This window comes from Rhodohalobacter barkolensis (assembly GCF_002834295.1).
Classification (GTDB): domain Bacteria; phylum Bacteroidota; class Rhodothermia; order Balneolales; family Balneolaceae; genus Rhodohalobacter; species Rhodohalobacter barkolensis.
In genome coordinates, this window is the sequence record NZ_PISP01000003.1 from 318,434 (window position 1) to 341,791 (window position 23,358).

The 23,358-nt window shown below is 42.1% G+C and carries 24 protein-coding genes; 9 read left to right on the forward strand and 15 right to left on the reverse strand.

All coding sequences use genetic code 11. The annotated features are described in order from the left end of the window. Positions 1–215: 215 nt before the first annotated feature. The 4 genes from CWD77_RS11325 to ruvB all read right to left on the reverse strand — a co-directional run bounded on the left by CWD77_RS11325 (position 216) and on the right by ruvB (position 5,611). Positions 216–1,460 (reverse strand): amidohydrolase family protein, encoded by a 1,245-nt coding sequence (locus tag CWD77_RS11325; protein ID WP_240596801.1) that lies wholly within the window; start codon positions 1,458–1,460, stop codon positions 216–218. 12 nt (positions 1,461–1,472) lie between these two features. Next, a complete protein-coding gene (locus tag CWD77_RS11330; protein WP_101073677.1) occupies positions 1,473–2,768 on the reverse strand; it encodes an amidohydrolase family protein in 1,296 nt (431 codons plus the stop codon). Positions 2,769–3,207: 439 nt separating this feature from the next. Beyond that, the gene (metK, locus tag CWD77_RS11335) at positions 3,208–4,359 is read right to left on the reverse strand and encodes a methionine adenosyltransferase (RefSeq protein WP_101073678.1); all 1,152 of its coding nucleotides are present in this window, start codon (positions 4,357–4,359) and stop codon (positions 3,208–3,210) included. 223 nt (positions 4,360–4,582) lie between these two features. Beyond that, positions 4,583–5,611: a Holliday junction branch migration DNA helicase RuvB gene (ruvB, locus tag CWD77_RS11340; RefSeq protein WP_101073679.1), complete on the reverse strand. Its 1,029-nt coding sequence runs from the start codon at positions 5,609–5,611 to the stop codon at positions 4,583–4,585. Positions 5,612–5,694: 83 nt separating this feature from the next. On the opposite strand from ruvB, the gene ppk1 reads away from it, so the two are divergent. Next, positions 5,695–7,929 (forward strand): polyphosphate kinase 1, encoded by a 2,235-nt coding sequence (gene ppk1 / locus CWD77_RS11345; RefSeq protein ID WP_101073680.1) that lies wholly within the window; start codon positions 5,695–5,697, stop codon positions 7,927–7,929. 15 nt (positions 7,930–7,944) lie between these two features. Here ppk1 and CWD77_RS11350 read toward each other — a convergent pair whose 3' ends face one another. The 8 genes from CWD77_RS11350 to CWD77_RS11385 form a co-directional block, all read right to left on the reverse strand. Next, positions 7,945–8,739 (reverse strand): tetratricopeptide repeat protein, encoded by a 795-nt coding sequence (locus CWD77_RS11350; protein WP_101073681.1) that lies wholly within the window; start codon positions 8,737–8,739, stop codon positions 7,945–7,947. Between the two features lie 101 nt (positions 8,740–8,840). After that, positions 8,841–9,380 carry an RNA polymerase sigma factor gene (locus CWD77_RS11355; RefSeq protein WP_101073682.1) on the reverse strand — a complete coding sequence of 180 codons (540 nt, stop codon included), beginning with the start codon at positions 9,378–9,380 and terminating at the stop codon, positions 8,841–8,843. Between the two features lie 116 nt (positions 9,381–9,496). Next, entirely contained in the window at positions 9,497–10,213 is a 717-nt protein-coding gene (gene radC / locus CWD77_RS11360; protein ID WP_101073683.1) for a RadC family protein, read from the reverse strand. Positions 10,214–10,533: 320 nt separating this feature from the next. Continuing rightward, complete coding sequence (locus CWD77_RS11365; protein WP_101073684.1) at positions 10,534–10,746, reverse strand: helix-turn-helix domain-containing protein; 213 nt, start codon at positions 10,744–10,746, stop codon at positions 10,534–10,536. Between the two features lie 2 nt (positions 10,747–10,748). Beyond that, positions 10,749–11,486: a hypothetical protein gene (locus tag CWD77_RS11370; protein ID WP_101073685.1), complete on the reverse strand. Its 738-nt coding sequence runs from the start codon at positions 11,484–11,486 to the stop codon at positions 10,749–10,751. A gap of 3 nt (positions 11,487–11,489) precedes the next feature. Continuing rightward, a complete protein-coding gene (locus CWD77_RS11375; RefSeq protein WP_101073686.1) occupies positions 11,490–12,110 on the reverse strand; it encodes a DUF2975 domain-containing protein in 621 nt (206 codons plus the stop codon). A 145-nt stretch (positions 12,111–12,255) separates the two neighbouring features. Continuing rightward, positions 12,256–12,483, reverse strand: coding sequence for a hypothetical protein (locus CWD77_RS15485; protein ID WP_133120221.1), 228 nt, complete (start codon positions 12,481–12,483; stop codon positions 12,256–12,258). 323 nt (positions 12,484–12,806) lie between these two features. Beyond that, positions 12,807–13,985: a phosphorylase family protein gene (locus CWD77_RS11385; RefSeq protein ID WP_101073906.1), complete on the reverse strand. Its 1,179-nt coding sequence runs from the start codon at positions 13,983–13,985 to the stop codon at positions 12,807–12,809. Between the two features lie 13 nt (positions 13,986–13,998). Here CWD77_RS11385 and CWD77_RS11390 point away from each other — a divergent pair, with 13 nt between their 5' ends. From CWD77_RS11390 to CWD77_RS11415, 6 genes are all read left to right on the forward strand, one after another. Beyond that, entirely contained in the window at positions 13,999–14,568 is a 570-nt protein-coding gene (locus CWD77_RS11390) for an NUDIX hydrolase (protein ID WP_101073688.1), read from the forward strand. A 208-nt stretch (positions 14,569–14,776) separates the two neighbouring features. Next, a complete protein-coding gene (locus tag CWD77_RS11395) occupies positions 14,777–15,970 on the forward strand; it encodes a pyridoxal phosphate-dependent aminotransferase (protein WP_101073689.1) in 1,194 nt (397 codons plus the stop codon). Between the two features lie 88 nt (positions 15,971–16,058). Next, the gene (locus CWD77_RS11400) at positions 16,059–16,307 is read left to right on the forward strand and encodes an FmdB family zinc ribbon protein (RefSeq protein WP_101073690.1); all 249 of its coding nucleotides are present in this window, start codon (positions 16,059–16,061) and stop codon (positions 16,305–16,307) included. A gap of 8 nt (positions 16,308–16,315) precedes the next feature. Then, on the forward strand, positions 16,316–16,903 hold the full coding sequence (locus tag CWD77_RS11405) for a GbsR/MarR family transcriptional regulator (protein WP_101073691.1): 588 nt from the start codon (positions 16,316–16,318) through the stop codon (positions 16,901–16,903). Positions 16,904–16,908: 5 nt separating this feature from the next. Beyond that, the gene (locus CWD77_RS11410) at positions 16,909–17,271 is read left to right on the forward strand and encodes a YraN family protein (protein ID WP_101073692.1); all 363 of its coding nucleotides are present in this window, start codon (positions 16,909–16,911) and stop codon (positions 17,269–17,271) included. A 5-nt stretch (positions 17,272–17,276) separates the two neighbouring features. After that, positions 17,277–18,113, forward strand: coding sequence for a lysophospholipid acyltransferase family protein (locus CWD77_RS11415; RefSeq protein WP_240596803.1), 837 nt, complete (start codon positions 17,277–17,279; stop codon positions 18,111–18,113). Positions 18,114–18,165: 52 nt separating this feature from the next. Here CWD77_RS11415 and CWD77_RS11420 read toward each other — a convergent pair whose 3' ends face one another. Further along, the gene (locus CWD77_RS11420; RefSeq protein WP_101073693.1) at positions 18,166–18,417 is read right to left on the reverse strand and encodes a hypothetical protein; all 252 of its coding nucleotides are present in this window, start codon (positions 18,415–18,417) and stop codon (positions 18,166–18,168) included. 288 nt (positions 18,418–18,705) lie between these two features. Here CWD77_RS11420 and CWD77_RS11425 point away from each other — a divergent pair, with 288 nt between their 5' ends. Next, complete coding sequence (locus CWD77_RS11425; RefSeq protein ID WP_101073694.1) at positions 18,706–19,101, forward strand: hypothetical protein; 396 nt, start codon at positions 18,706–18,708, stop codon at positions 19,099–19,101. Between the two features lie 407 nt (positions 19,102–19,508). Next, positions 19,509–19,787 carry a hypothetical protein gene (locus CWD77_RS11430; RefSeq protein ID WP_101073695.1) on the forward strand — a complete coding sequence of 93 codons (279 nt, stop codon included), beginning with the start codon at positions 19,509–19,511 and terminating at the stop codon, positions 19,785–19,787. A gap of 25 nt (positions 19,788–19,812) precedes the next feature. On the opposite strand, the gene CWD77_RS11435 is transcribed toward CWD77_RS11430, so the two are convergent. Together CWD77_RS11435 and CWD77_RS11440 are read right to left on the reverse strand one after the other, a co-directional pair. Next, positions 19,813–20,760 carry an MraY family glycosyltransferase gene (locus CWD77_RS11435; protein ID WP_165779141.1) on the reverse strand — a complete coding sequence of 316 codons (948 nt, stop codon included), beginning with the start codon at positions 20,758–20,760 and terminating at the stop codon, positions 19,813–19,815. Between the two features lie 424 nt (positions 20,761–21,184). Continuing rightward, positions 21,185–23,095, reverse strand: a complete 1,911-nt coding sequence (locus tag CWD77_RS11440) for a polysaccharide biosynthesis protein (RefSeq protein WP_101073697.1) — start codon at positions 23,093–23,095, stop codon at positions 21,185–21,187. Positions 23,096–23,358: the final 263 nt, after the last annotated feature.

Sequence of the window (23,358 nt, forward strand, 5' to 3'; positions counted from 1 at the left end):
ATTTATGGTGTCTATAAGAGTTTCTATAAACACGATGAACACTAGTAGTGCCATCCTTACGACGCTGTCAGAAATTCCGCTTCGCTCCATATGCTGACAGGTCGGAGTAGATGATTCTCTTAGTTCTTAACGGCTTTACCCTCCTTCCCTAAAACTAAAAAACCCTTCTCCAATGTTATTGAAGAAGGGTTTGGTAGAAATAATTAAGGTTTAGACTACTCCGGCATAGACACTACTTCACCGTTGATAATCACACCTTTTACATGAGTCAGATACTCAAATGGATCACCGTCAAACATGGCGATGTCGGCATCCTTGCCACGTTCAAGGGAACCTACACGATCTGCAATACCCAGAATTTCAGCCGCACCGGCAGTCAAGGCGTGAAGTGCATTCTCCATTCCCAAACCGTTTGCAGCCGCAATCCCCGCTTCGTAGCGAACTACACGGGTTTTGGGCACATATCCCTCATATCCGCTTTGGAAGGCAATCGGAATACCGGCTTCTTGCAGTTTAGCTGCAGTTTCAAAGCTGATATTCTTCATATCGCCACCCGGTCGGGCCATTGTTGGGTGAATAATCACCGGTATACCGGCTTCCTTGATTTCATCTATCAGAAGATAGGCTTCGGCAGCTCCTTCCAGAACCATTTTAAAACCAAACTCTTCCTGAATTCGAAGAGCCGTATTGATATCCTGCGCAGTTTGAGCATTTACCAGAGCTGTAATGTTTCCATCAATCAGATCTGCCAGAACTTCAGATTTCAAATCAGTTCCATCAGAATCGCCTTCAGCGCGTTTTTCGGCGTAATCCTTTGCACGGATCAACTCCTGTCTCAACACGGCCACCGCTTTGGATCGGGTTCCCGGTGAGCTAAAATTGCTCCTTACTCCGGAACCGAGAGTCATAGACAGCATCGTCCCGTCCTGCACCAACGCTTGATCAACCGTGGTTCCAATTGGTTTTACAATCATCATCTGTCCGCTAATTACAGCGCCGGGACCGTGACCGGTCTGAATAGTAGTAACCCCGTGATCCTTCAAATATTCAACCAGAAATTCTCGGGCATTGTAGGAGTCTGATGCTCGCAATTCAGGCTGAACAGCTGAAGAGGTTTCTAGCTGATCCTGATCGTGGTCCTGGTTGTAATAACCGGCCAGACCAACCACAGAACGCGCGTCAATAAGACCGGGTGTTACTACTTTGGCTTCATGCACTTCATATCCTGAGGGAATCCGAACACGACTTTCCGGTCCAACCCGCTCAATTTTTCCATCGCTGATCAAAACCACGCCGTTTGTAATGGCGTTGCCGTTCATGGTATAAACCGTTTCACCTTTTACGGCGATCTGAGCTTCTGCTGTATCCGCAAAAAGGGACACCGCAAACATCATTACTATCAGGGCAAGACCTGAAAATTTCACTCTGTGTTTCATTGCTTTCATTCTTTTGTTCATCATAATTCAGCCTCCTTAGTGGTGTGAGTGAAGTGTTGCAGCCCGGAAAATATCGTAACCGCCGGTTGCATATTTTCCTTGTTCAGGATCTTCTCGGTCCCACGCTTTTTCACCTTCAACCCAGGTCTGTTCCACATGCGTATAGACGCTGAATGGATCTCCCGACAAAATGATGAAGTCTGCATCCTTTCCACTCTCCAATGAGCCAACCCGATCTTCGAGGTCCAGCATTCTGGCACCGGCAAGTGTTAATGACTCCAAAGCTTTTTCACGGCTCATACCTTCTTTAACGGCCATTGCCGCCATTCGGAATAGAAACCGAGAGTCTACAATCGGATCGTCGGTATGGAATGCCACATCCGCACCGGCTCTTTCCAGTTCACGTCCGTTGATATCGAAAATCTCAATCGTCTCCATTTTACCGCCCGGAGAATCCAGCCCGATAATGGATGAACCGATCACACTGGAGGAGTTGGCAATTTCATCAGCCACTTTCCACGCTTCACTTACGTGTTGCAGCACCAAACGATACCCAAACTCTTCAGACAGGCGAATAGCCGTCAGTATATCATCATGGCGATGGGTATGGTTGTGAACAATTCGCTTTCCTTCCAGAACTTCGACCAGAGTTTCCATCTCCAGATCTCGGGAAGGCATTTTTTCAGGATCCCCGTCCGCCTCTTCGATTTTGTTTTGATAGTCCTGAGCTTTTAAAAAGAGTGATCGTACCATTGCAGCAGATTTAGCCCGGGTACCGGGTGTACCACCGGAACGCAGTGGATTGGTACCGTTTGCCATTTTCAATCCGCCGTATATACCGGTCTCTTCATCTACCACAACCAGCATATCTTCAATGGTGTTGGCCGGCATGGTCTTTACATATATCGTCTGTCCGCTCATCAGGTGACCTGAACCCGGCATAATATTTACCGTAGTCAATCCACCGGCAAGCGCCTTGTAAAAGGTTTTACTTCGCGGGTCGATCGTATCCATGATGCGAACATCCGGATGCAATGTTGCCGAGCGATCGCCACCGTCGCCTTCCCCAATGTGGGAATGGGTATCGACCAGTCCCGGCATAATTACTTTGCCGGAGGCGTCCACACGTACAGCATTTCGCGGAATAGAGACGGAGCCCGCCTCGCCTACAGCTTCAATTTTTCCATTTTGTACTACCAACACACCGTTGGATATTACTTCTCCCGTAATCGGGATAATCTCCGCACCTTCAAAAACATGCGGGCGATCTTGAGCTTGCAGGCTGATAGTCCACAGACACAACATCACAAATACAGTAAGCAGTTTTCTCATAAATCTGACTCTGTTTGGTTTATATTTACGTGTGAAATTAACATAGTTAAACGGAGCCTGTTTGTAAAAAGAAATAAAGACTGGCTTCAGGCTTCAGGCTTCAGAGGCGAGTTACGGAGAGAAACTGAAAGATGAAAGAGAATTTTGCTAATACGCTGAAAAGAAGGAAGATAAACTTCTCCTCTGGAGAGGAGACAGAATCCGAAGTGTTCAGCGGAGGATTCAGAGGTGTGTTCCGCGCTGAATAGAATACTTACCTCAATGATTGTAGAGAATTTGAGATCTTTACTCCAAACAACACACCCCTCGCTAAATAAAGCCGACCAGGTCACTTTATTTACGCTTTTCCCCTCTCCGGAGGGGAAAATTTAGTAGCCGGAGCTGTGTGATTGTCGTTACGGAGCAGAGCTCCGGACGAGGGAAGGCTCACATCTCAAATCTACTTAACAGCGTTCGTTATCTGATCCACAAAATCGAGCTTCTCCCATGTGAATTCATTGCGGCCAAAATGCCCGTATGCTGCAGTCTTTTTAAATCCGGGCTTTTTAAGGTCCAGCCGTTTTATAATTCCGGATGGTGTAAGGTCAAATGTTTTCATGACGGCTTCGGCAAGCTTCATATCGTCCACTTTTCCGGTCCCGTAAGTATTCACGTTAACCGATACCGGTTCAGCAACACCAATTGCATAGGCAACCTGAACCAGGCACTCATCCGCCAGCTCTGCGGCTACAATATTTTTAGCGATATGCCGGGTTGCATAGGCCGCGCTTCTGTCTACTTTCGAAGCATCCTTGCCCGAGAAAGCACCGCCACCGTGTGCACCGCGACCACCATAGGTATCTACAATGATTTTTCTTCCGGTCAGCCCCGTGTCTCCGTGTGGACCGCCAATGACAAATTTACCTGTAGGATTAACGTGCAGAATAGTATCGGCATCAATCAGTTCTTCCGGGATTGTGGTCCCGATCAGATGTTTTTTGATATCCTGCTTGATCTGAGCCTGCTCAACCCCTTCATCGTGCTGTGTTGAAATTACAACCGTGTCGACTCGCTTCGGCTGCTTATTTACATCGTACTCTACCGTTACCTGACTCTTACTGTCCGGTCCCAGGTAAGGCATCAACGCCGTCTCTTTTCGGATATGAGCCAGTTTTCGAAGAAGATCATGCGAATACTGCAGCGTCATTGGCATGTACTGTTCAGTTTCACGATTGGCGTATCCAAACATCATACCCTGATCGCCGGCACCCTGTTTTTTCTCTCCTGCTTCATCAACACCCTGTGCTATATCGGGGCTTTGCTGATGAATCGTAGTGAGCACTCCACATGAATCGGCATCAAAACGATAACTCGCTTTGGTATAGCCAATATCCCGGATTACTTCCCGTACAATCTCCTGTACATCCACATAAGATTCGGTTGTAACCTCTCCGGAAACTACGGCCAATCCGGTTGTCACCAATGTTTCAACCGCAACCCTTGAGTTTGGATCGCCCTTCAGCATTTCATCTAATATCGCGTCTGAAATTTGGTCTGAAATTTTGTCCGGATGTCCCTCTGATACCGATTCGGAAGTAAATAATCTTTTCATCAATTTTGTCTGTAGAAATTAATTCTTTGATTTAAAAAGCGGATTGAAAGTACGAAAATTTTGTAAGGTTTTCACTCAAAGATGACTTTATAAAACCTTCTTAGTTAACCTGAAAGAAGTAAACGATCTCACTTTATGAATGAAATCTGCTCGATTTATGAAATTAAAGTTAGGCTTGGGATGAATAATTTTGATGGATTTTCAATGACTTCCTACTGAAAAATCACTCATCCCCTGAAAAGAGATCACCATCGCCTGTCGAGCCGGATTGATTAATCCCAAGGTATTGATACGCTTTTGCAGCTGCCACGCGTCCTTTTGGGGTTCGCTGCATAAAACCTTCCTTAATCAAAAATGGTTCGTAAACCTCTTCGATCGTCCCTTTATCCTCACCAACCGCAACACCAAGTGTGCTTAAGCCAACCGGTCCGCCATTATAATTTTCAATAATCGCTTTCAGGATACGGATATCCATATCGTCCAGACCATTTTGATCCACATCCAGTGCATTCAGGGCCTTATCGGCAATCTTATCGTCGATCTCCGTCAACCCATCAACCTGGGCAAAATCCCGAGTTCTTCTCAGCAGCTTGTTCACAATGCGCGGCGTTCCGCGACTTCGGCGGGCAATTTCGTGCGCACCCGACTCTGTAATTCCAAAGTTGAGAATGTGTGCCGTTCGGAGAGCAATTCTTTGTAAAAGTTCAGTATCGTAGTAGTCGAGCCGCATATCGATCCCAAAACGAGCGCGAAGTGGAGCCGTTAGTAATCCTTTTCGTGTGGTAGCCCCAACCAACGTAAAATGATTCAGATCAATCTGCACACTACGGGCATTAGGCCCGGAATCAATCACAATATCGAGCTTATAGTCTTCCATTGCCGAGTAGAGGTACTCCTCAATCACCGGATTAAGCCGGTGAATTTCATCGATGAACAGTACATCTCCCATTTCCAGATTGGTGAGCAGTCCGGCCAGATCTCCCGGCTTTTCTAGCACAGGCCCGGTAGTCGGTTTGATCTGAACGCCCATCTCGGCCGCAATGATATAGGCGAGCGTAGTTTTCCCCAAACCCGGCGGCCCCGAAAGAATAACATGATCGAGTGCTTCGTTTCTCTTTTTAGCCGCTTGAATGAAAACATTCAGATTGTTAATCACTTTTTGCTGGCCAACAAACTCATTCAATGATGATGGTCGCAGATTTTCTTCTACCGTAAAATCTTTTTCTTCGGGGTCTAAAAGAGGGTTTTGCAAAGCGGTACAGATCTGATTTGTTTAAACTTTGGTAACACTATAATACTTAACTTAAATCGAAATTGCTTCATTGCAATTGTGCCATGACAAAATCGTCATTTTCACCCGATTCGTTTTCTAAAAAATTGTCCGCCGGGCAAAACAAGAAATCTGTCAATTTCAAAAAGAATGAAGTATTGAGTAATAAAGGTTTAAAACCGGATTTAACACAGAGTGACTTAAAGATATTCGGCAAGGAGTACTTCATCAACTATGAATTGAGCTGGTTGAAATTTAACTGGCGAGTTTTACATGAGGCCCAGAATCCAAATAATCCCCTTCTTGAAAGGGTAAAATTTATTGGCATCGTCTGTTCCAACCTGGATGAATTTTATCAGAAACGTGTGGGTGGACTTAAACGTCAGTTTCATGCCGGTGTTACTGAACTATCTCTGGATGGATTATCGCCTAAAGAACAGCTCGTCGCAATCCGAAAAGATATCGGAAAGATGATCCGCGCCTATCGCGACTGCTTTTTCAACGACCTTTTACCCAACCTCAGAAAAGAGGGAATTCGAATTGAAGAGTACAAGAATCTGGACAAAGACTTGAAAAACAAAGCGGATGATTATTTCCTAAAGCAGATCTATCCAATCATCACACCGCTGGCTGTTGATGAAGCACACCCGTTTCCATTTATCTCCAATAAAAGTCGTTCTCTGGCTATTAAGCTGAGAGAAAAAAACTCCAATAATTATCTCTTTGCAAGAATTAAAATCCCGGCCAATCGCCCGCGCTGGATTCCTCTGCTGAATGAATCTCAAAATGTTATCCTGCTTTCTACAAGCGATTTAATTAAACAAAAGATCTCCACCTTTTTCCCGGGTATGGATGTAGAATCTGCACATATTTTCAGGGTAACACGAAATGCCGACCTCGAAAGAAATGAGGAGGAAGCCGACGACCTGCTCGAACTGATTGAGGACGAGCTTCGTGAACGCAGGTTTGCTGAGATTGTACGTTTGGAAGTTGACAAAAAGATGCCCGAGGATGTAAAGCAATTTTTACTGAATCAATTGAAGATTCAAAGTCATGATGTTTTTGAAATGGACGGCCCCCTGGGTTTGGCCGACGCAACGCAGCTCTATGATATCAACGGTTTCCACCACTTGAAATATGACCCATGGACTCCCGCACTCCATCCTGTTTTCAAGCATGGGCTCGAAGAAGAATTGCCGGATATTTTTAACACCATCCGTAACGGTGATTTTATCGTACATCACCCTTATCACAGTTTTGAAACATCAACCCAACGATTTGTTGAAGAGGCGGCGAAAGACCCAAAGGTTCTTGCCATTAAACAGACTCTCTACAGAACCTCAAGTGATTCACCCGTAATGCATGCACTTATACGCGCTGCAGAAGCCGACAAACAAGTTGCTGTTTTAGTAGAACTGAAAGCCCGCTTTGATGAAGAGAGAAATATCTCCTGGGCTCAAAAACTTGAAAAAGCCGGAGCTCATGTATCTTATGGAATTGCGGGTTTGAAAATTCACACCAAGCTCACCATCGTTGTTCGTGAAGAGGATGACGGATTGAGAAGATATCTCCACATCGGAACAGGAAATTACCATCCGGATACGGCCCAACTTTATGAAGATCTAGGCTATTTCACATGCCGTGAAGACCTTTCATCCGACGTCACCGATATTTTCAATCTCTTGACCGGATATGCGCCGGATCAATCCTATAAAGAGATGCTGGTTGCTCCTAAACATATGCGCAACAAAATTACAAGTCTCATAGATTACGAAATCAAAGAGGCTAAAAAAGGGAAGGATGCACGAATTATTGGGAAGATGAATAATCTGGAAGATCCATTGATCATTCAGAAACTTTATGAGGCCTCACAAGCCGGTGTTAAAATTGACTTAATTGTTCGCAGCGTCTGTAGGTTAATACCCCAAAAAAAAGGATTGAGCGAGAATATCAAAGTGCATACCATCATCGGAAGGTTTTTGGAGCATTCCCGCTGCTACTACTTTCATGGGGGCGGACAGGATAAATACTTTATTGGTTCGGCCGACTGGATGCATCGAAATTTGGATGCAAGAGTTGAAGTACTCTCACCCATTTTAAATCCAAATTTAAAAGAGTATCTGCAGTTTCTTCTGAATGTAAATTTGCGTGATAACCAACAGAGATGGGTATTAAAACCGAATGGGAAGTATAAAAAAATATCTCCCCAAAAAGGAGAAGAGAAGGTATCGGTTCATCAGTTTTTAATGAACCATGTTAAATCAATGAAAGCACCTATTCCCGGCTTAGGCCAAAGCTAATATCTCGAATGGCGCTTACTCTGGTTGATCAGAATCGTGCCCCAATTCTTCATCCAGATTTTTCAATAGAGAGGCAGCTGGCTCAATAAAGCGACCTTCTAATAAGTACGCATTATTCACTGCACTCCTCGCGTCTTCCAGCATTTCCAGGTTTAGATAAGCATTTCCAAGAAACCACCATGCTTTTTCGTTAAAAAAGCGGCTCATAGCATCTGTTTCAGCGGCAGACTCAAAATAAACCCTGGCTTGATCATAGTCTGCCATATTGTAATAAAGGATGCCCAGGTTCATCTCTATTCTGGCTTTCTGTTGTGGATCGGGATCTTCAAGCAACAGCGTCTTAAATTTTCCTGCAGCACTCTCCGCATTACCCTCATATGCCAATGCCAGTGCCCTGTTAATTTCAACATCAACGGAGTGGGAAGTTGTCCCCTCAGAGCGCATGATATCAGAACCTGACATTTCATCAATCTCAATCTGAGAAATTGAACTCAGGTGAGGGTTATCTGTGTCTCCCGCAAAAAACAGTTGCATTCCAAAACTCAAGATTACGACAGCTGCGGCAGCAATAATCCACGTTTTGTTATTATTCCGGGTATTTTCGGGTGTGCTTTGAGATCGTGAATGAATGGAATGAATATTTTTTCCATTCTCATCTTTCGCCAAATCTCTTAAATGAAGTTCCGTTTCGAACCACTTATAATACTCCGGGTTATTGATAAATTGCTCCCAAAGGTTATCCACTTCCTCTCCGGAAAGATCTCCATCTATATAACGGGTAATTTCTCTATAGATCTCTTTTTCAGACATTTCTCTTTACTTGCCGTTCAATAGCTCTGTTTGATTTTTTTCACAGTACTCAGTTGTAAGGACCCGTTTTTTAATAATCCTTACAAAATAATTTCACTTTTTTAAATATGATTTTCCGCACAAGAGCTTAACTGCTTAATAACTCTGTGCTTGCGCTGCCATGCATTATTCAGGGATATATCAAAATTCTCGGCAACATCCTGTGCATCTGCCTCCGGATGCTTAAACAAGAATTCAACCAGCGCACGATAGTGAGTTTTTAACTTTTTGATACAGTGCTTCAATATCTTCTTTCTGTCGTCATTTACAAGATTCCATATCTGTCCCTCCTCCACATGCGGTTCTTCGCTGAGTTCTTCAAGTTCATTTAGGTTATGATCTCTCAGTAAATTCAGATAGGTGTGCCTTGATGCCTTCATCATATATTTTGCTAATCCGCCCGGATTATCTATAACGTCATCTCTGATTTTTGGAATCAGATACTCAAACATTTGCTGAACAGCATCTTCTGCATCATGAGGAGAAGCCCCCATCCTCGCAATCAAATATTTTTTTAGAATTAAAAGTGAATCTGAACAGATTGAATTGACTGACGTCTTATCCCCTTTTTGAAGCGCCTCCACAAGTTCCGAATAATCCATACCCCTATAGATTTTGTTCCTTTAAAATCTGAAGATAACGGTTGATCTGATTTGAGCAAATTAAAATATCCGTAAAAAAGCGTAGGTAACTTTAGAATTAACCTGCTTTTCCAGATTCACCGAATCAGGTTTTTGTTTCTAAAACTGATGTATTGATCTCCAGCTATAATGATATGATCATCGAGTGGAATACCAATCTGCTTGCCGCTCTCAACAATCCGGTTTGTCAAATTGATATCCGACGCAGACTCTTTGGCATAACCTGACGGATGATTGTGAGCTACCAGGATGGAATTGGCCTGATTTAGAATCGCCTGACGCATCACCTCCGGTACATCAACCACGGTGGCTTTATTTCCACCCTGACTGATTCTTTTGTAACCGGTCAGTATTTTCGCATTGTTCAAAAAGGCCACATAAAACTCTTCGTGTGGCAGATCTCTCAATCGCGGAGCAAAAAATGCGGCCGCATCATCCGGTGATGTAATTTTTACCTGATCACCCAGCGATGCCAACTGTATCCGTTTGGACAACTCAAATGTCGCTTCAAGAGTTAGCGCTTTAACTTTGGCAATTCCGGGAATCACCTTCAGAGACTGCCAATCCTGCCGGGACAGATTTCTCAGGCCATCAAACCGGTCCAGCAGCGCCCGGGATGTGTCGATCACGTTCATTCCTTTGGTTCCGGTTCGAAGCAGAATGGCTAAAAGTTCGGCATCAGACAGAGAGTCGGCCCCGTATTTTAGAAGCTTTTCTCTCGGTTGCTCATCCGGCTGCATGTCGCGCACAGCCCGTCCAAAATATCTCCCTGTATCAAATTCTTCTGTTTTCATATCTCTTTTTATCTGTAAGAGGGAAAAACAGAGAATTCCTTACAGAAAAAATTCAGAAACGTTGAATACTGAACGCCGAATATCAAATGATGAAGCAGAAAGTTGATGCCTAGGGATTATTGTTAGGGTCTAAAATCATACTATGTTAACGAGTTAGTGGTAAGAAATTAGCTTATGAGTTTTTTTCAACCACCCCTAAATCCCCTCCTTGAAAATGAGGGGACTTCTAATGTTACCAAATTCAATGATTTTTTATCGAACTCACGCTATATCAGGAACGGACAATACTTCGACATTAGGTATTCAACATTTGATATTCTTCATTCCTTATCTACCCGGTACTCCAGAATATCTCCCGGCTGGCACTCCAATGCTTCACAGATCGCCTGAAGAGTAGAGAAGCGAATGGCCCGGGCCTTTCCCGTCTTCAGAATGGAGAGATTCGACATGGTGATGTCTACCTTCTCAGAAAGTTCTGTCAGCGACATCTTTCGCTTGGCCAGCATTACGTCCAGATTTACGATGATGGCCATGGTTATACCGTTAAGTCTTGTTCATTTTGAATAGGAATAGCTTGTTCCACTAATACAATCAATATGAGGATAACAACTGCAACATTTAACAATTCCGGAGATATGCCTGCAGTCAAAGACTCATTAAGTCTTGTGCTCTGATTTAGAAAATAGATCATCCTTCCAAAAATAACTGCGTAAAGAAAATAACCAGCCATGATCAATCCAAAAAAAGCGTAAACTGCATATTTGAGTTCTTTGGTAAACAATTTTTGACCCTGACGAAATCTTAGTAAAGTCGCTGCAAATATGAGCAAACACAAAAGTAAATACCCTCCGGCATGGTAAGCAAGCACCCAATTAAACTGAGACTTCCAAAATGATTTATTCTCGTCTGTAACCATAAAAGAAGGGTGACTAACAAGCCCGGGCATCAATATTCCGTTGGCCTCTAATTGATCTTCTGAAATCTTTTCGAAATCATTAATCGGGTAACTTAAACCTGTTATTGTAACATAAAATCGGGACCGCTGATCATAATTAGCAGAGTAATTTACTTTTGTAACATTTAGATATCCGATTTCATAGACCGACTGTTGATTGTCTGATACTTCACTTTCAAAAAAACCGTTTATCGCCTGATACTTCTGGTAGCCGTTATATGCAATAAGTATCATCGCAAACCCCAAAAAGCCAAGAACTATTGTTTGAAATACAGATTTCGGAATAAAGTCACCCTCCAGATAATTTTTTCTGTTCATATTCTACACCGTAAGTTTTAATTCCTGATACATATCATGCCCTTTTTCAAATACTGCAGCCAAAGCAAAAAGCAATAGACCAAATACAAAACTTCCAAGTTCAAAATTCAGTCTTATTGAGATTTCATTAGCGACCATAAGTTCTTCAATGGGTACTATAAACAGCTGATACATAAGCCATTCAAGAGGCTTGAAAGCAATGATCAAACCGGCAATAATTTTAAGTCGTTTGATGTTCATTTGGGTGAAAACCTGATCATTCCAGGCTGATTTTAGGATCATCCGGAGTTGAAAAAAACCAAACAGAAATAATCCCAATCCAATAACCAAAGAGATCATCATTCCGACATAAAGGCCGAAGCGGTTATTCATGATATAATCCGGATTAAGGGAAGCTGTGGCTGAGTTAATGCTGATCATGGACGAGTCGATAGCTGTTTGAAGAGTAAGCTGATCAGCTTCTACCGGAATTTGAATATTTAAAGTCTCCAGCGTTAGACCAAAAGTATGTTTGGTAAAAATGGATCCAAGTATCAGTATTGCGACTCCACACAGTGCATACCACAGAAAGTTGATAATGGCGTATGAATAGTAAACTGAATTTCTGTCTTTGAGTGAATTCATAACCTAAACCGTCAGTTTTTGTTCTTCGTAAATTTTACTCCCCTCTTCAATGATGTAGCCAAACAGCACGAGAATCATCCCCACCAAAATAAACTCATTCATATAGCCACTTGAACCACTAATCGCACTCCCCGATGCAGACAGTTCATCCCGGATCAAATAGGAAATGAGAAAGCCTCTGAGGTAGTAATAAATTCCAATTATCACCACTCGTATTTGAAATAGACTCTACAGGCATGCCTCCCACACCTCCATCATGGATAAAAACAGCTAATGTGTAGGCCACAATAATTAACATCATCACTGCACCCAAGAGTGATAGAAACGCCAAACTACGAGGCAGTGAAAGTCCCTTTTCTACATTATGAATCATCTCATATCGAATTAGATCATAAATATCTCACTCCTATTATCAATAATTATTTATTGATATACAATAAATATTTGTCTTTTAAAGAAATTCCTAACGAATATATGCCTCATAGTTATCAGATGAATACTCCAGGTGAGTAGTTAAAAATATCCCAACCACTCGTGGCACGACTTTAAGGCGTGCCACGAGTACAAAAGCATGATATCCGGGCAGTGTCTCAAACAAAAAAACCGGCAGACTCTTTCGAATCTGCCGGCTCTTAAATTGTAGATTAAAAATCTAAGCTTAACTCGCTTCTGGCCTCTTACCTCTCGCCAGTACCATCATTCCGCTCCGCCCATCAGCGGCTCGTTTATAGCACGGATACTGGAGTTCGGCAATCCCTCCGGGTAGTGTGTTTTACTCAGGTCAAGTGCCTCAATGACCATTTTAAGATGCAGCTCTTTGGAGTTCTCGTAAAATGATTGAGCCGCACCGGTCAGTTTTGGCTTACCGTGAAGCGGTTTATCACTCACACAGAGCAGCGTAGCAAACGGTACACGGTAGCGATACCCATTGGTTGCCACCGTAGCCGACTCCATATCCACAGCCAGGCTGCGGCTGATGTGAATCTGCTCAACGGTTCTCTTTTTGATAAACTCCCAGTTTCGGTTAGCCGTCGTATACACGGTACCCAACCGATACTCTCTTTCATATTTATCCATCACCTCTTTTAAATAGACGTTTAACAGATGATTTGGCGTGATCGGAATGTTGAGCGGTAATATGTCATCCAATACCTTATCCTCGCGCATAAAACCGGTGGCTAGAACAAAATCGCCGATCTCCTGGTGATTTCTCAAACCGCCACAGTGACCCACCATCACCATCGCATCGGGGCGAAGAACAGCCACGTGATCAGAAATCGTTTTGGCGTTGGATGGCCCCACTCCCATGTTGATCAGTGTAACACCTTTATTATCGGGAAGTTTATGGTGATAAGCCGGCATCTGAACAGATCGGTCCGGTTTTACGCAGTCCGGATAGCGTGCGTTAAACACCTCCACATGCATATCGTAGTTAGTAAAAAGGATGTAGCGCTGAAAGTCCTGAGGTTTTGTGCCGGTGTAGTGTTCCAGCCTGTTCAGGGAAATATCGATCCGTTCCGGCGTAAAAAGGAAGAGCTTTTTCTGGGTGATATCCCATTCATCCTCGTCGGCATTATCAAACAGGTTTGGGTCATTCATTTCAACACGCGGGCGTGATGGAAAAATCTTTACATCTGCACCTTTCTGCATCAGTTTTTTCATCTCGCGGGTCAGATACCAGCGATATGCATGAGGCAATGCCATCTCACCGGTTATGATTGGATTGTGCTCCGACCAAGACCTTTTAATCATCAGCTTTGGATAGTCTCCCTCATCATAGATTTTCTCCATCAAGTCGCATGCCTGATTTGCTAAATCATCGATTTCCTTTTCGTTGCTGATTGAGTCTTTCGTAATTTCTAGTCGTTTATCCATAAAAAGTTTACTGATGAGTGATTCATTCAAATTTTCCAAGCCCAGATGGGAACTGCTCAAAGATAAGAAACTCTTTGAAACTCCCATTTTTTCTCTTCACCAATTAGAACTAAATCCGGCCGTTCAGGAATCCATTCATCCTTTCTATGTTTTGAAAGCTCCCGAATGGATTAACATGTTCCCGCTTACAGATAACAATGAGATCGTATTAGTGGAGCAATATCGCGTAGGAGTGGATGAAACCACCCTCGAGCTGCCCGGCGGAATGGTCGATCCGGGTGAATCGCCTTTGGGTGCTGCTAAACGTGAGCTTCTGGAAGAGACCGGGTATAAATCTAATGAGTGGAAATTGATCGGAAAGACCAGTTCCAATCCGGCTATTCTGAACAACTTCACACATCTTTATATCGCCAAAAACTGCTCCTATACCGGCAGTAATAATCCCGACGGATCAGAAGATATCAAAGTGCATAAGATACCTCTGAATGATTTTCTGGAACTCGTGCGGGACGGCACAGTCCATCACGCCATCGTATTGGCTGCAGTAGCTCAGTTTCTTTTGAGTGAGGGTAGCAGCAGGTAGCAGGTAGCAGGTAGCAGGTAGCAGGTAGCAGGTAGCAGGTAGCAGGTAGCAGGTAGCAGGTAAAGTATTTTTTAAGACCCCATTATGCAAAACCACTACCTGATACTCCATACTTACTACTCAAAACCTGATACTCATATAAAGAACCCAATAGACAAACAGAGCCCTTTTTACTACCTTTCGGATCTCATTTAAAAATCAGGAAAACATGATATCAAAGCGAGCCCAACAGCTATCACCATCAGAAACTTTAAAAATTACAGCACGAGCTAAAGAGTTAGCCAGAGAAGGTAAGTCGGTCATTTCTCTCAGCGCCGGCGAACCCGATTTTAAAACACCGGCACATATCTGTAATGCGGCCATTGAGGCTATTACAAATGGGTTCCACGGATACACCATGAACACCGGAATGCCGGAACTTCGAGAGGCGATCAGCACCAAACTTAAAAAAGATAATCGCTTTCATTTCGAACCCAACCAGATCGTCTGCTCCAACGGTGCCAAGCAATCGATCGGGTTTACTCTGTTAGCCACAATTGATCCCGGGGACGAAGTGTTGATTCCCGCACCTTACTGGGTTTCATATCCGGAAATGGTAAAAATGGCAGATGGTAAACCGGTCATCATTAACACCACCTTTGCGAATAATTATAAACTTACTGCCGAGCAGCTTGAGGAGGCGATCACAGAAAAAACAAAAGCCCTGATCCTCTGTTCTCCGTCTAATCCTACCGGCGCCTGCTATACCAGAAATGAGCTCAAAGAGTTGGCCGATGTACTGAAAGATTATCCGGATCTTTTGATTATATCTGATGAGATTTATGAGTATATCGTTTTCGACCAGGATCACGTGAGTATTCTGAATGCAGCTCCTCAGTTGAAAGATCAAACTGTTATCATCAACGGATTTTCGAAAGGGTTCGCAATGACGGGATGGAGATTGGGATACATGGCCGGTCCCAAGGAAATCGTGGATGCCGTGGCAAAAATTCAAAGTCAGGAAACTTCTGCCCCTTCTTCGATATCTCAAAAAGCGGGACTCGCCGCCTATACCGGCACAATGAAACCAATCCATGATATGCGCCAGGCATTTATGGAGCGTCGTGATTTCATCGTCAAAGAATTGAACTCGATGAATGGCGTTGAATGCTTTAAGCCATCCGGTGCATTTTACGTGTTCCCGGATGTTCACCAATTACTTGGAAAAACAACCCCATCGGGTGAAAAAGTTAACACAACCACCAATCTTGCACTTTACCTGCTTGAAGATCATGGAGTAGCTACAGTTCCGGGGGATGCATTCGGTGAACCAAACGGTCTGCGTCTCAGCTATGCCGCTTCCATGGAGAATTTAAAAGAAGCTGTTGTCAGACTGAAAAGCGGATTTGAACTGCTGAAATAATTCTGACAATCTTTTTTCGAATAGCAAAATGGCACAATTTCTGCTTTCTATTCGAGTAATTTATTAACCAAATTAAACTCTCAATACAATGCCAACATACGAGTATAAAAGAGAAGACGGATCCGTTTTTGAAGTTTTCCAAAGTATGAGCGATGACGCTCTGACTAACTGCCCCGAAACCGGACAACCGGTAAAAAGAATGATATCAGGTGGCGGCGGAGTCGTTTATAAAGGCACCGGCTTTTACAATACCGATTATAAAAACAAATCTGCTGCACCGGCTTGTGAACCTGCATCCGGTAGTGCGTGTGCCTGTTCTACAGAATCTGCTAATTAACTCTATCTATGGAAACTCCCAAATCTGATAATCACCGAAAAGCGATTGAACAATTTGTTCAGGTTTGGGGAGAAATGGCATCCGCCTGGGGAATAAACCGGACGATGGCTCAGATCCATGCGCTCCTCTACGCAGAGGGAGAACCATTGGATACGGACACTATTATGGAACAGCTGAGCATCAGCCGCGGAAACGCCAACATGAACCTGCGTAATTTAATGCAGTGGAAACTGGTTCAAAAAGTTCACTATAAAGGCCAGCGAAAGGACTATTTTTCGGCTGAGCAGGATGTATGGACTATAGTCTCCCGAATCGTGGAAGAACGACAGCTGCGGGAAGTAGCCCCTATCAAACAAAACCTGGTAGATACACTTTCTATCATTGAGCACGAAAATGAGTTGAGCCGGGACGAAATCGAATTCAAAGAGAGAATTGATAACTTTGTTGAATTTCTTGAAATGTTTGATCGATTCACCAAAGCGCTGCTTCCCTACATCAACAAAAAAAATCTCACTTTTCTAAAGCACCTGGTTAAGCTTGCGGAGGCTCATCAATCCCTGAAAGGAAGCAATCAAAAATCAACAGAGGATTCATAACCCACATGGCTAAAACCAGTAAAGAGATTGGCAATGAAGGTGAAGATATTGCGACGGCGTATCTTGAATCGAAAGACTGGCTAGTCTTTGACCGGAATTACTTTTTTGAAAAAGCAGAGGTTGATATCGTTGCCACCGACCGGAATTATATTATTTTTGTTGAAGTAAAATATCGGACCAATACCTACTTTGGTGAACCTGAAGATTTCATCACGCCTAAAAAAGAAGAAAATATCCGAAAAGCGGCTGAAGCGTGGCTTTATGAAAGAAAAATGGAAACCGCTGTTGCCCGGTTTGACGTTTTATCAATTGTGCAGGAAAGAAATGAAGCCCCTCAAATCAAACATTTTAAAGACGTTTTCAGATAAACAAAATGTCCCTGTTTGATTGGCATCACACTATTTCCGTAATTGAATTAAAACTGGAACGGCACTCCTTATTGATGGCAAACAGCAGAACAAAGCTAACCCCGGCAGAATACTTGAGAAGTATTCTCTCTATTTTGGTTTTCTTTTTCATGCTGATAATAATGACACCCATCATTCTGCTTTTGCTGATCTTTTCCCTTGGCAGATTAAGCAGCTTTGTTGTTGAGAAAATTGCTCCTCTTATTGTTAAACCTGTATTTCCCGTAGCCGGAATTGACTTTAAGATCAAAAAACATAGCGGAGAAATACACTATCCTGCCGTTTATATTATTAATCACAGTTCAACTTTAGATATACTTACCATACTTGCCTTGGGTCTGCCCAGGGTTCGGTTTGTAGCAAAATGGCAGCTTCAATACAATCCACTTTTTTTTCTGTTGGGAAGGTTAACCGGCCAGGTTTTTATTCGTCGCGAAAAGTCTGACAAAGCTGTTCAAACGCTTAAAAAAAATGTGAGCCGAATTAAACGAAATGGCCTTACGGTTATGCTCGCTCCCGAAGGATCGAGAAAACATCCCGGTATCATTGGCCCTTTTAAAAAGGGTCCGTTTCGGATGGCACTGGATTTACAATACCCAATTGTTCCGATCTACTTTGAAGGAAACCGAGAGTTAAGCGAGGGAGGTTTTTTGCTTACAAAAACCGGAAGTGCAACCGCACATATTTATCCTCCAATTGATACTTCAGATTGGGATTTAGACAATCTGGATAAGAAAATTGATCAAGTAAGAGACCTTTACATGAAATGGGCAGGCGTAACGGAAGAGACGAATAACAAATAAAAAAGCACCCCGTAAGTCAGAGTGCTTTTAAAAATGAGCTTGACGATAAAATCTATTTTTCTCTATAGAAGTAAATTTTTTTGTTATTGGCGTCTTTGCCGCTCTTTATTTTCACATTATTTTCCTGATTGTACTGATATACTGCCGTCCGCATCGAGTTTACACTCTTTTCATTAGTATAGCTAACCTCAACAGCCTGACCTCCGGGTTCCAGTTTATCCAGGGCATCCATCAGCGGTTTAAACTTAGAAGACCTTCTTTTACTTGACTGAACTTGAGAACGTTTTACAAATTTAATATCCATCTTATTATTTTATTATTTTTAATAATTCAGTGTTCAAATATATAAAAGGTTTTCGCATTTGACCATCAGATTAAATTAATTTTTACAATCTATTCCAAAAGTCAAATCAACACTCATCTTAATTGGAATTCATATAATTCAAAATCAGGCAGTTAGAAACTTTTTTTAATATTGTTTTCAAAAAAACTGTTAGATAATAAATATTCTATATTTCTTTTTTGTGTATTTTTAGCCTGTTGCGATTCCCTGAAGTAACGTCCATGAAACCGAAACCAGCACTATTCAATCATGCTTGAAACTACCCGACAAAATTATAAACTGATTGCCATTTTTATTTCTACACTGGCGGCTGGAATTCCTTTGTGGACGCAAACCGGAACTGCTGTAGATTTCACCGCTCCTTCGTTTTTAATTGCCTGGGGTGTATTGGGAATCATCGCTTCATTTGTAACACTGATTGTAGTCAATCTTAAATCCAAAGATATGATTTCAAGTTTTATTATTGGATACATGCTTGCTGTTATTGTCTATTTTGTCAGTCGTATACTCATTTCAAATATGATTCACAGTCAATTTATTCTCTCACTTGCCCTTGCCATTGGATTTGGAATAGTAACCGGATGGATTGGGACATTTATCTGGAGCAAAGTCAAAAAGAAGAAGAGAATCAAGAAAGGGAAGTAGCATACCTTTAAGGAGACACATTCCTTAAGGGGCATTGTCTACTTTATATTTTGACTAGTTACCTCTCCTTCTCTTATACATGCCTTTGCCCTTTAATTCTGCACCCGACCTCTGATCAACCAATTCATTTAGTTCTTTTCTCATTTGACTAGTGGTCGCAGTGTTTTTGCTGTATTACATGTAAGCAAACCTCTTTCTTTTTGACTGGACTTCTTTTATCAAGTCTTAAATATCACAGGATACCCACCCGGGTTATTCACATTAAAATTTAATTACAGGCTTTTAATGTTAATTAGATTTTATTAATATATTAAGGAATCAGAAAATATCGGTAACAAAATTTCTTTTTCTGACTCTTATTTACCAAAGGAAGTGTATTTATATACAATTACTCTCATTTTATCCCTATGAGCTCAAAAACAAATAAAGACCTTATCTACTACGGATTGGTTATTTCAATCATCACACCATTGATCTATGCTTTTGTTACCTGGCTTAACTGGCCTTTGCTAGCTGCGGTTGTATTTGGAGGAGCACTATTCCTTCACTTATTGAATATGTCTAAACACAGCAAGGATTTCTTCTTTAGAATCAAAGAGGAAGGATTCAGTGACAGTCAAGTTAGTCACAAACTATTAGCACTGTTTGGACAGGCAGGTACTGAAAAAAATGATACGGATTCTTAAGAAAGACGTTTGATACTCTTTCTATCTATTCCTTAATCCAGTTCATTACCCAGGCAGTATTTTTCTTTGGGATTTTTCGTGAGGCTTCCTTAGCGAATAAAACTCCTTTGTATATACCTATCATATAGGTCATTGCCGATAGCATCAGTATCGTTGCCTGAACATATAAGCTTAGATGCATTGTAGAGTAAGCAATGCCGATAATTACTAGGTTTATAGTCCAGAAGATAAGAGAGATTTGACTTTCATTCATCCCAGCCCGTTTGTAATTCATTACAAGTGTAAAGGGATGATCGCCAACCTTGTCACCATTCATTTTTATGTAAACCCTATCAATACACCAAAAAATGACCGGGATAATCAAAAGGGATAAAACAAGATTACTCCCATTTGTAATATGCATGGCGTGACCGGAAATCATTGAATTGGCTAGTAAAAATTCTACAACTAAAAAAGCTAACACAAACCCGATACCGTTCCAGCCAAGATTCCCCAATTTCATCTCTTCAATATTTGCGCGGCAAACAGTATACCCTACAATTGAAGCTGCGATAATTAAAGAAAAAAGCGCAATTGCTATGAAGCCAGCAGCCCAAAACCAGACACCCAACACCCCAATGGCAATGATCGCGGATCCTCCACTCAAGTGATTTATACTCACCAGCTGGTCAAAAGCGTGGGAAATGATCACAATAAAGAGGGAAAAAAGTATGATTGCCGCGTTATAGGATAGACCTTCAATTCCAAGTAGCGCAGGGAAATTTGAAATATCTGCGCTGATACCGATCATCAGCACAACCGCGGCTGAGAATTGAATAACAAAGCTCTTTAATCTCTTCCATACTTTAGTTCCGTCAACATACCCTGAGAGAAAAAAGAGAAATAACGAGGAGATCAAATAGGGAGAAAAACTTCTGTATTCGCTATTTCCCCATAATTTGTAGGTAATCAGTACAGCCAGAATAATACCCACTGCCGGGGCAAGGTTATAAGCTGCAGAGTTGTTACCGCTCTTTCCATTCTCATTTGTTATACTCTCGATTATACGGTTTAGCAAACTGTATGAAAATGGAATAATTATACACGTAATCACAAACGCCATCACTGCGGCAGGCAGAATGTAATATAGTTCTAAATTCAACATTTTAATTTACCCCTACTAACTAAAAATTATCTCTGTTCTCTCTACCAAAAAATCAATTGACTAACACAGTCACTCCTGATTTTTTTACCCATTCTTAGATTGTATTTATCTGTCTTAAATCAGGACTACGTAGTTAAGAAAATATCCATTCAAATAAAAGAAAGCCTTAGGTGAAAATGCTTAATTAGCCTGATATCTGATTAGAATTACTTAATCTAAAAGAGACCGTCAGGTCAATTCTTCTCTTTTCTTCTTAATCATTCTTATGAACACCCAGCTCTCTCCTGCCCAAACCCATATTTCTGAGTTCATCCTTAAATGAGTAAGTGGGTACGATTTCCTGAAGTGACGTCCTTAATGATGCTGTTGCACCTTTATCAATCAGGTTAAACAGATTCATGATCTTCATCTCAAGCTCCAGCTTTGTCAACTTACTGCTGCAAATTGCTTTAAAGATCTCTACATGCTCTGTCTTTAATACTCCCTCTTCCGCATTCAGTAACTCCTCAAACAATTTCTCTCCGGGACGAAGACCGGTGACTTCAATGTTAATATCTTTACCGGGTTCCAAACCATGTAAGCGGATTAAATCGTGGGCCATATCAATAATTTTGACAGGCTCACCCATATCAAGAACAAAAACCTCACCGCCTTTACCCATTGAGCCTGCCTGCATAACCAGCAAAACAGCCTCAGGTATGGTCATAAAGTATCTCTGCATTCTGTCATCGGTCAGGGTAACAGGCCCTCCATTCTTTATCTGCTCCATAAATAACGGAACAACAGAACCACGGGAACCCAGAACATTACCGAACCGGACCGAGATAAATTTCGTCACACAATCCCCGTTGTAGGACATGCAGATCTCTTCGGCCACTCTTTTTGTAGCTCCCATCACATTTGTAGGGTTCACTGCCTTATCGGTTGAAACCATTACAAATTTATCCACCATATACTTGCAAGCCAGTTCCGCCAAAATACGGGTACCGCCAATATTCACTTTTACAGCCTCTTCCGGATAGCTTTCCAACATCGGAACATGCTTATATGCCGCAGCATGGAATATGACATCCGGTCTGTAATAATTCAGTATCTGATCAATTTTATGCTCATCGATTACACTTGCAACACACGGTATTACATCAATGCCCGACTCTGCAAGTTCATTCTCAACATGAAACAGCTCTGTCTCGTCGATATCAAGAGCGATTAACTGACTTGGTCCCAACTTCACACACTGTCTAACCAGCTCGCTGCCAATTGAACCTCCGGCGCCGGAAATGAGCACCGTCTTGTTGCTGATACTGGCGGCAATTGAGTTCATATCCAATTTCACAGGATCGCGACCTAAAATATCCTCAATGCTGATATCACGAATATTTTTCACCCCAACCGGGTCATCCGTTAAATGGTGAAACGAAGGTAAAATCTTAATTTCCATTTTTGGACGGATGGACTTCACGTTATCTATGATGTCCTTCAACTCACTTTTTGGTATCTCAGGGTAAGCCACTATCATCATTTCAGTAGGGCTCGACTCCAGGTACTGATACATATCCTGCAAACCTCCTCTGCAACGTACTCCATGGATCATAACGCCGGGTATACTTCTTTCATCAAACAGTGCATTAACAAAAAGATTCCAGCTGCTGTTTCTCCTGATATCTCTCAGTATTTGCTCTCCCTCGGTCCCGCCGCCCAGTATGATAGCGTGCTTCTTATCTCTGCCGGGCATATCAACTAACTCGATTAGCACACGCTTGCTGATTCTGAACGCACCAATCAGCAAAATGCTGTTAGCCAACACCAGTGCCATGTAGTTGAGCTCTGTATTGCCGGGTTCCCATAAGATATTTGAGATCACGACAGTAAATAGTCCACCGGCTGTAATCCCTAATATGAGCCTGATAAGTTCCCGGAGTCCCGTATACCGCCACGTAACCACATACATTTTAAATAACCCAAGCCCGGTTAAAATCGACAAGGTCATCAGTGCCGAGTAGCCAATAATAAATGAGAACTGATCAACGAGAAGCACGGCTAATAGCTGATAAGAAATCAGACAGGATAGTACAATGGCGATGAAGTCCCCGGTCAGAAGAACCAGCCCTCTCGTATATTTATTTAGTAATTTGTAGCGTTTATTGAATATTTCAGTTTCCATATGAATTCCCCTTTCTCAAAATCTTTTTGCAACACAGCAGTCAAAACACACTCTACAAAAAGAACTCTACTCTTAATTCAATTATTGAATCATTTTATTTCCAATAAATGGATGTATTAATAAAATCAGTTTTTATTGAAGCTATTCAATTATTTCGGAAAGTCAGATTACAATCTCTTAATTAAACAGTCTCAATTATTAATTTTTATGAGCCCTAAACCACAAGACCTCGATTTTCATTAAAAATAACTCAAAAAAGTTTA

What these genes read in the sequence shown, in the direction of transcription:
- CWD77_RS11325 (WP_240596801.1), bottom strand. Translation starts at nt 1,460, where the DNA reads ATGATGAACAAAAGAATGAAAGCAATGAAACACAGAGTGAAATTTTCA.
- CWD77_RS11330 (WP_101073677.1), bottom strand. Translation starts at nt 2,768, where the DNA reads ATGAGAAAACTGCTTACTGTATTTGTGATGTTGTGTCTGTGGACTATC.
- metK (WP_101073678.1), bottom strand. Translation starts at nt 4,359, where the DNA reads ATGAAAAGATTATTTACTTCCGAATCGGTATCAGAGGGACATCCGGAC.
- ppk1 (WP_101073680.1), top strand. Translation starts at nt 5,695, where the DNA reads ATGACAAAATCGTCATTTTCACCCGATTCGTTTTCTAAAAAATTGTCC.
- CWD77_RS11350 (WP_101073681.1), bottom strand. Translation starts at nt 8,739, where the DNA reads ATGTCTGAAAAAGAGATCTATAGAGAAATTACCCGTTATATAGATGGA.
- CWD77_RS11355 (WP_101073682.1), bottom strand. Translation starts at nt 9,380, where the DNA reads ATGGATTATTCGGAACTTGTGGAGGCGCTTCAAAAAGGGGATAAGACG.
- radC (WP_101073683.1), bottom strand. Translation starts at nt 10,213, where the DNA reads ATGAAAACAGAAGAATTTGATACAGGGAGATATTTTGGACGGGCTGTG.
- CWD77_RS11365 (WP_101073684.1), bottom strand. Translation starts at nt 10,746, where the DNA reads ATGGCCATCATCGTAAATCTGGACGTAATGCTGGCCAAGCGAAAGATG.
- CWD77_RS11370 (WP_101073685.1), bottom strand. Translation starts at nt 11,486, where the DNA reads ATGAACAGAAAAAATTATCTGGAGGGTGACTTTATTCCGAAATCTGTA.
- CWD77_RS11375 (WP_101073686.1), bottom strand. Translation starts at nt 12,110, where the DNA reads ATGAATTCACTCAAAGACAGAAATTCAGTTTACTATTCATACGCCATT.
- CWD77_RS15485 (WP_133120221.1), bottom strand. Translation starts at nt 12,483, where the DNA reads ATGATTCATAATGTAGAAAAGGGACTTTCACTGCCTCGTAGTTTGGCG.
- CWD77_RS11385 (WP_101073906.1), bottom strand. Translation starts at nt 13,985, where the DNA reads ATGGATAAACGACTAGAAATTACGAAAGACTCAATCAGCAACGAAAAG.
- CWD77_RS11390 (WP_101073688.1), top strand. Translation starts at nt 13,999, where the DNA reads ATGAGTGATTCATTCAAATTTTCCAAGCCCAGATGGGAACTGCTCAAA.
- CWD77_RS11395 (WP_101073689.1), top strand. Translation starts at nt 14,777, where the DNA reads ATGATATCAAAGCGAGCCCAACAGCTATCACCATCAGAAACTTTAAAA.
- CWD77_RS11400 (WP_101073690.1), top strand. Translation starts at nt 16,059, where the DNA reads ATGCCAACATACGAGTATAAAAGAGAAGACGGATCCGTTTTTGAAGTT.
- CWD77_RS11405 (WP_101073691.1), top strand. Translation starts at nt 16,316, where the DNA reads ATGGAAACTCCCAAATCTGATAATCACCGAAAAGCGATTGAACAATTT.
- CWD77_RS11410 (WP_101073692.1), top strand. Translation starts at nt 16,909, where the DNA reads ATGGCTAAAACCAGTAAAGAGATTGGCAATGAAGGTGAAGATATTGCG.
- CWD77_RS11415 (WP_240596803.1), top strand. Translation starts at nt 17,277, where the DNA reads ATGTCCCTGTTTGATTGGCATCACACTATTTCCGTAATTGAATTAAAA.
- CWD77_RS11420 (WP_101073693.1), bottom strand. Translation starts at nt 18,417, where the DNA reads ATGGATATTAAATTTGTAAAACGTTCTCAAGTTCAGTCAAGTAAAAGA.
- CWD77_RS11425 (WP_101073694.1), top strand. Translation starts at nt 18,706, where the DNA reads ATGCTTGAAACTACCCGACAAAATTATAAACTGATTGCCATTTTTATT.
- CWD77_RS11430 (WP_101073695.1), top strand. Translation starts at nt 19,509, where the DNA reads ATGAGCTCAAAAACAAATAAAGACCTTATCTACTACGGATTGGTTATT.
- CWD77_RS11440 (WP_101073697.1), bottom strand. Translation starts at nt 23,095, where the DNA reads ATGGAAACTGAAATATTCAATAAACGCTACAAATTACTAAATAAATAT.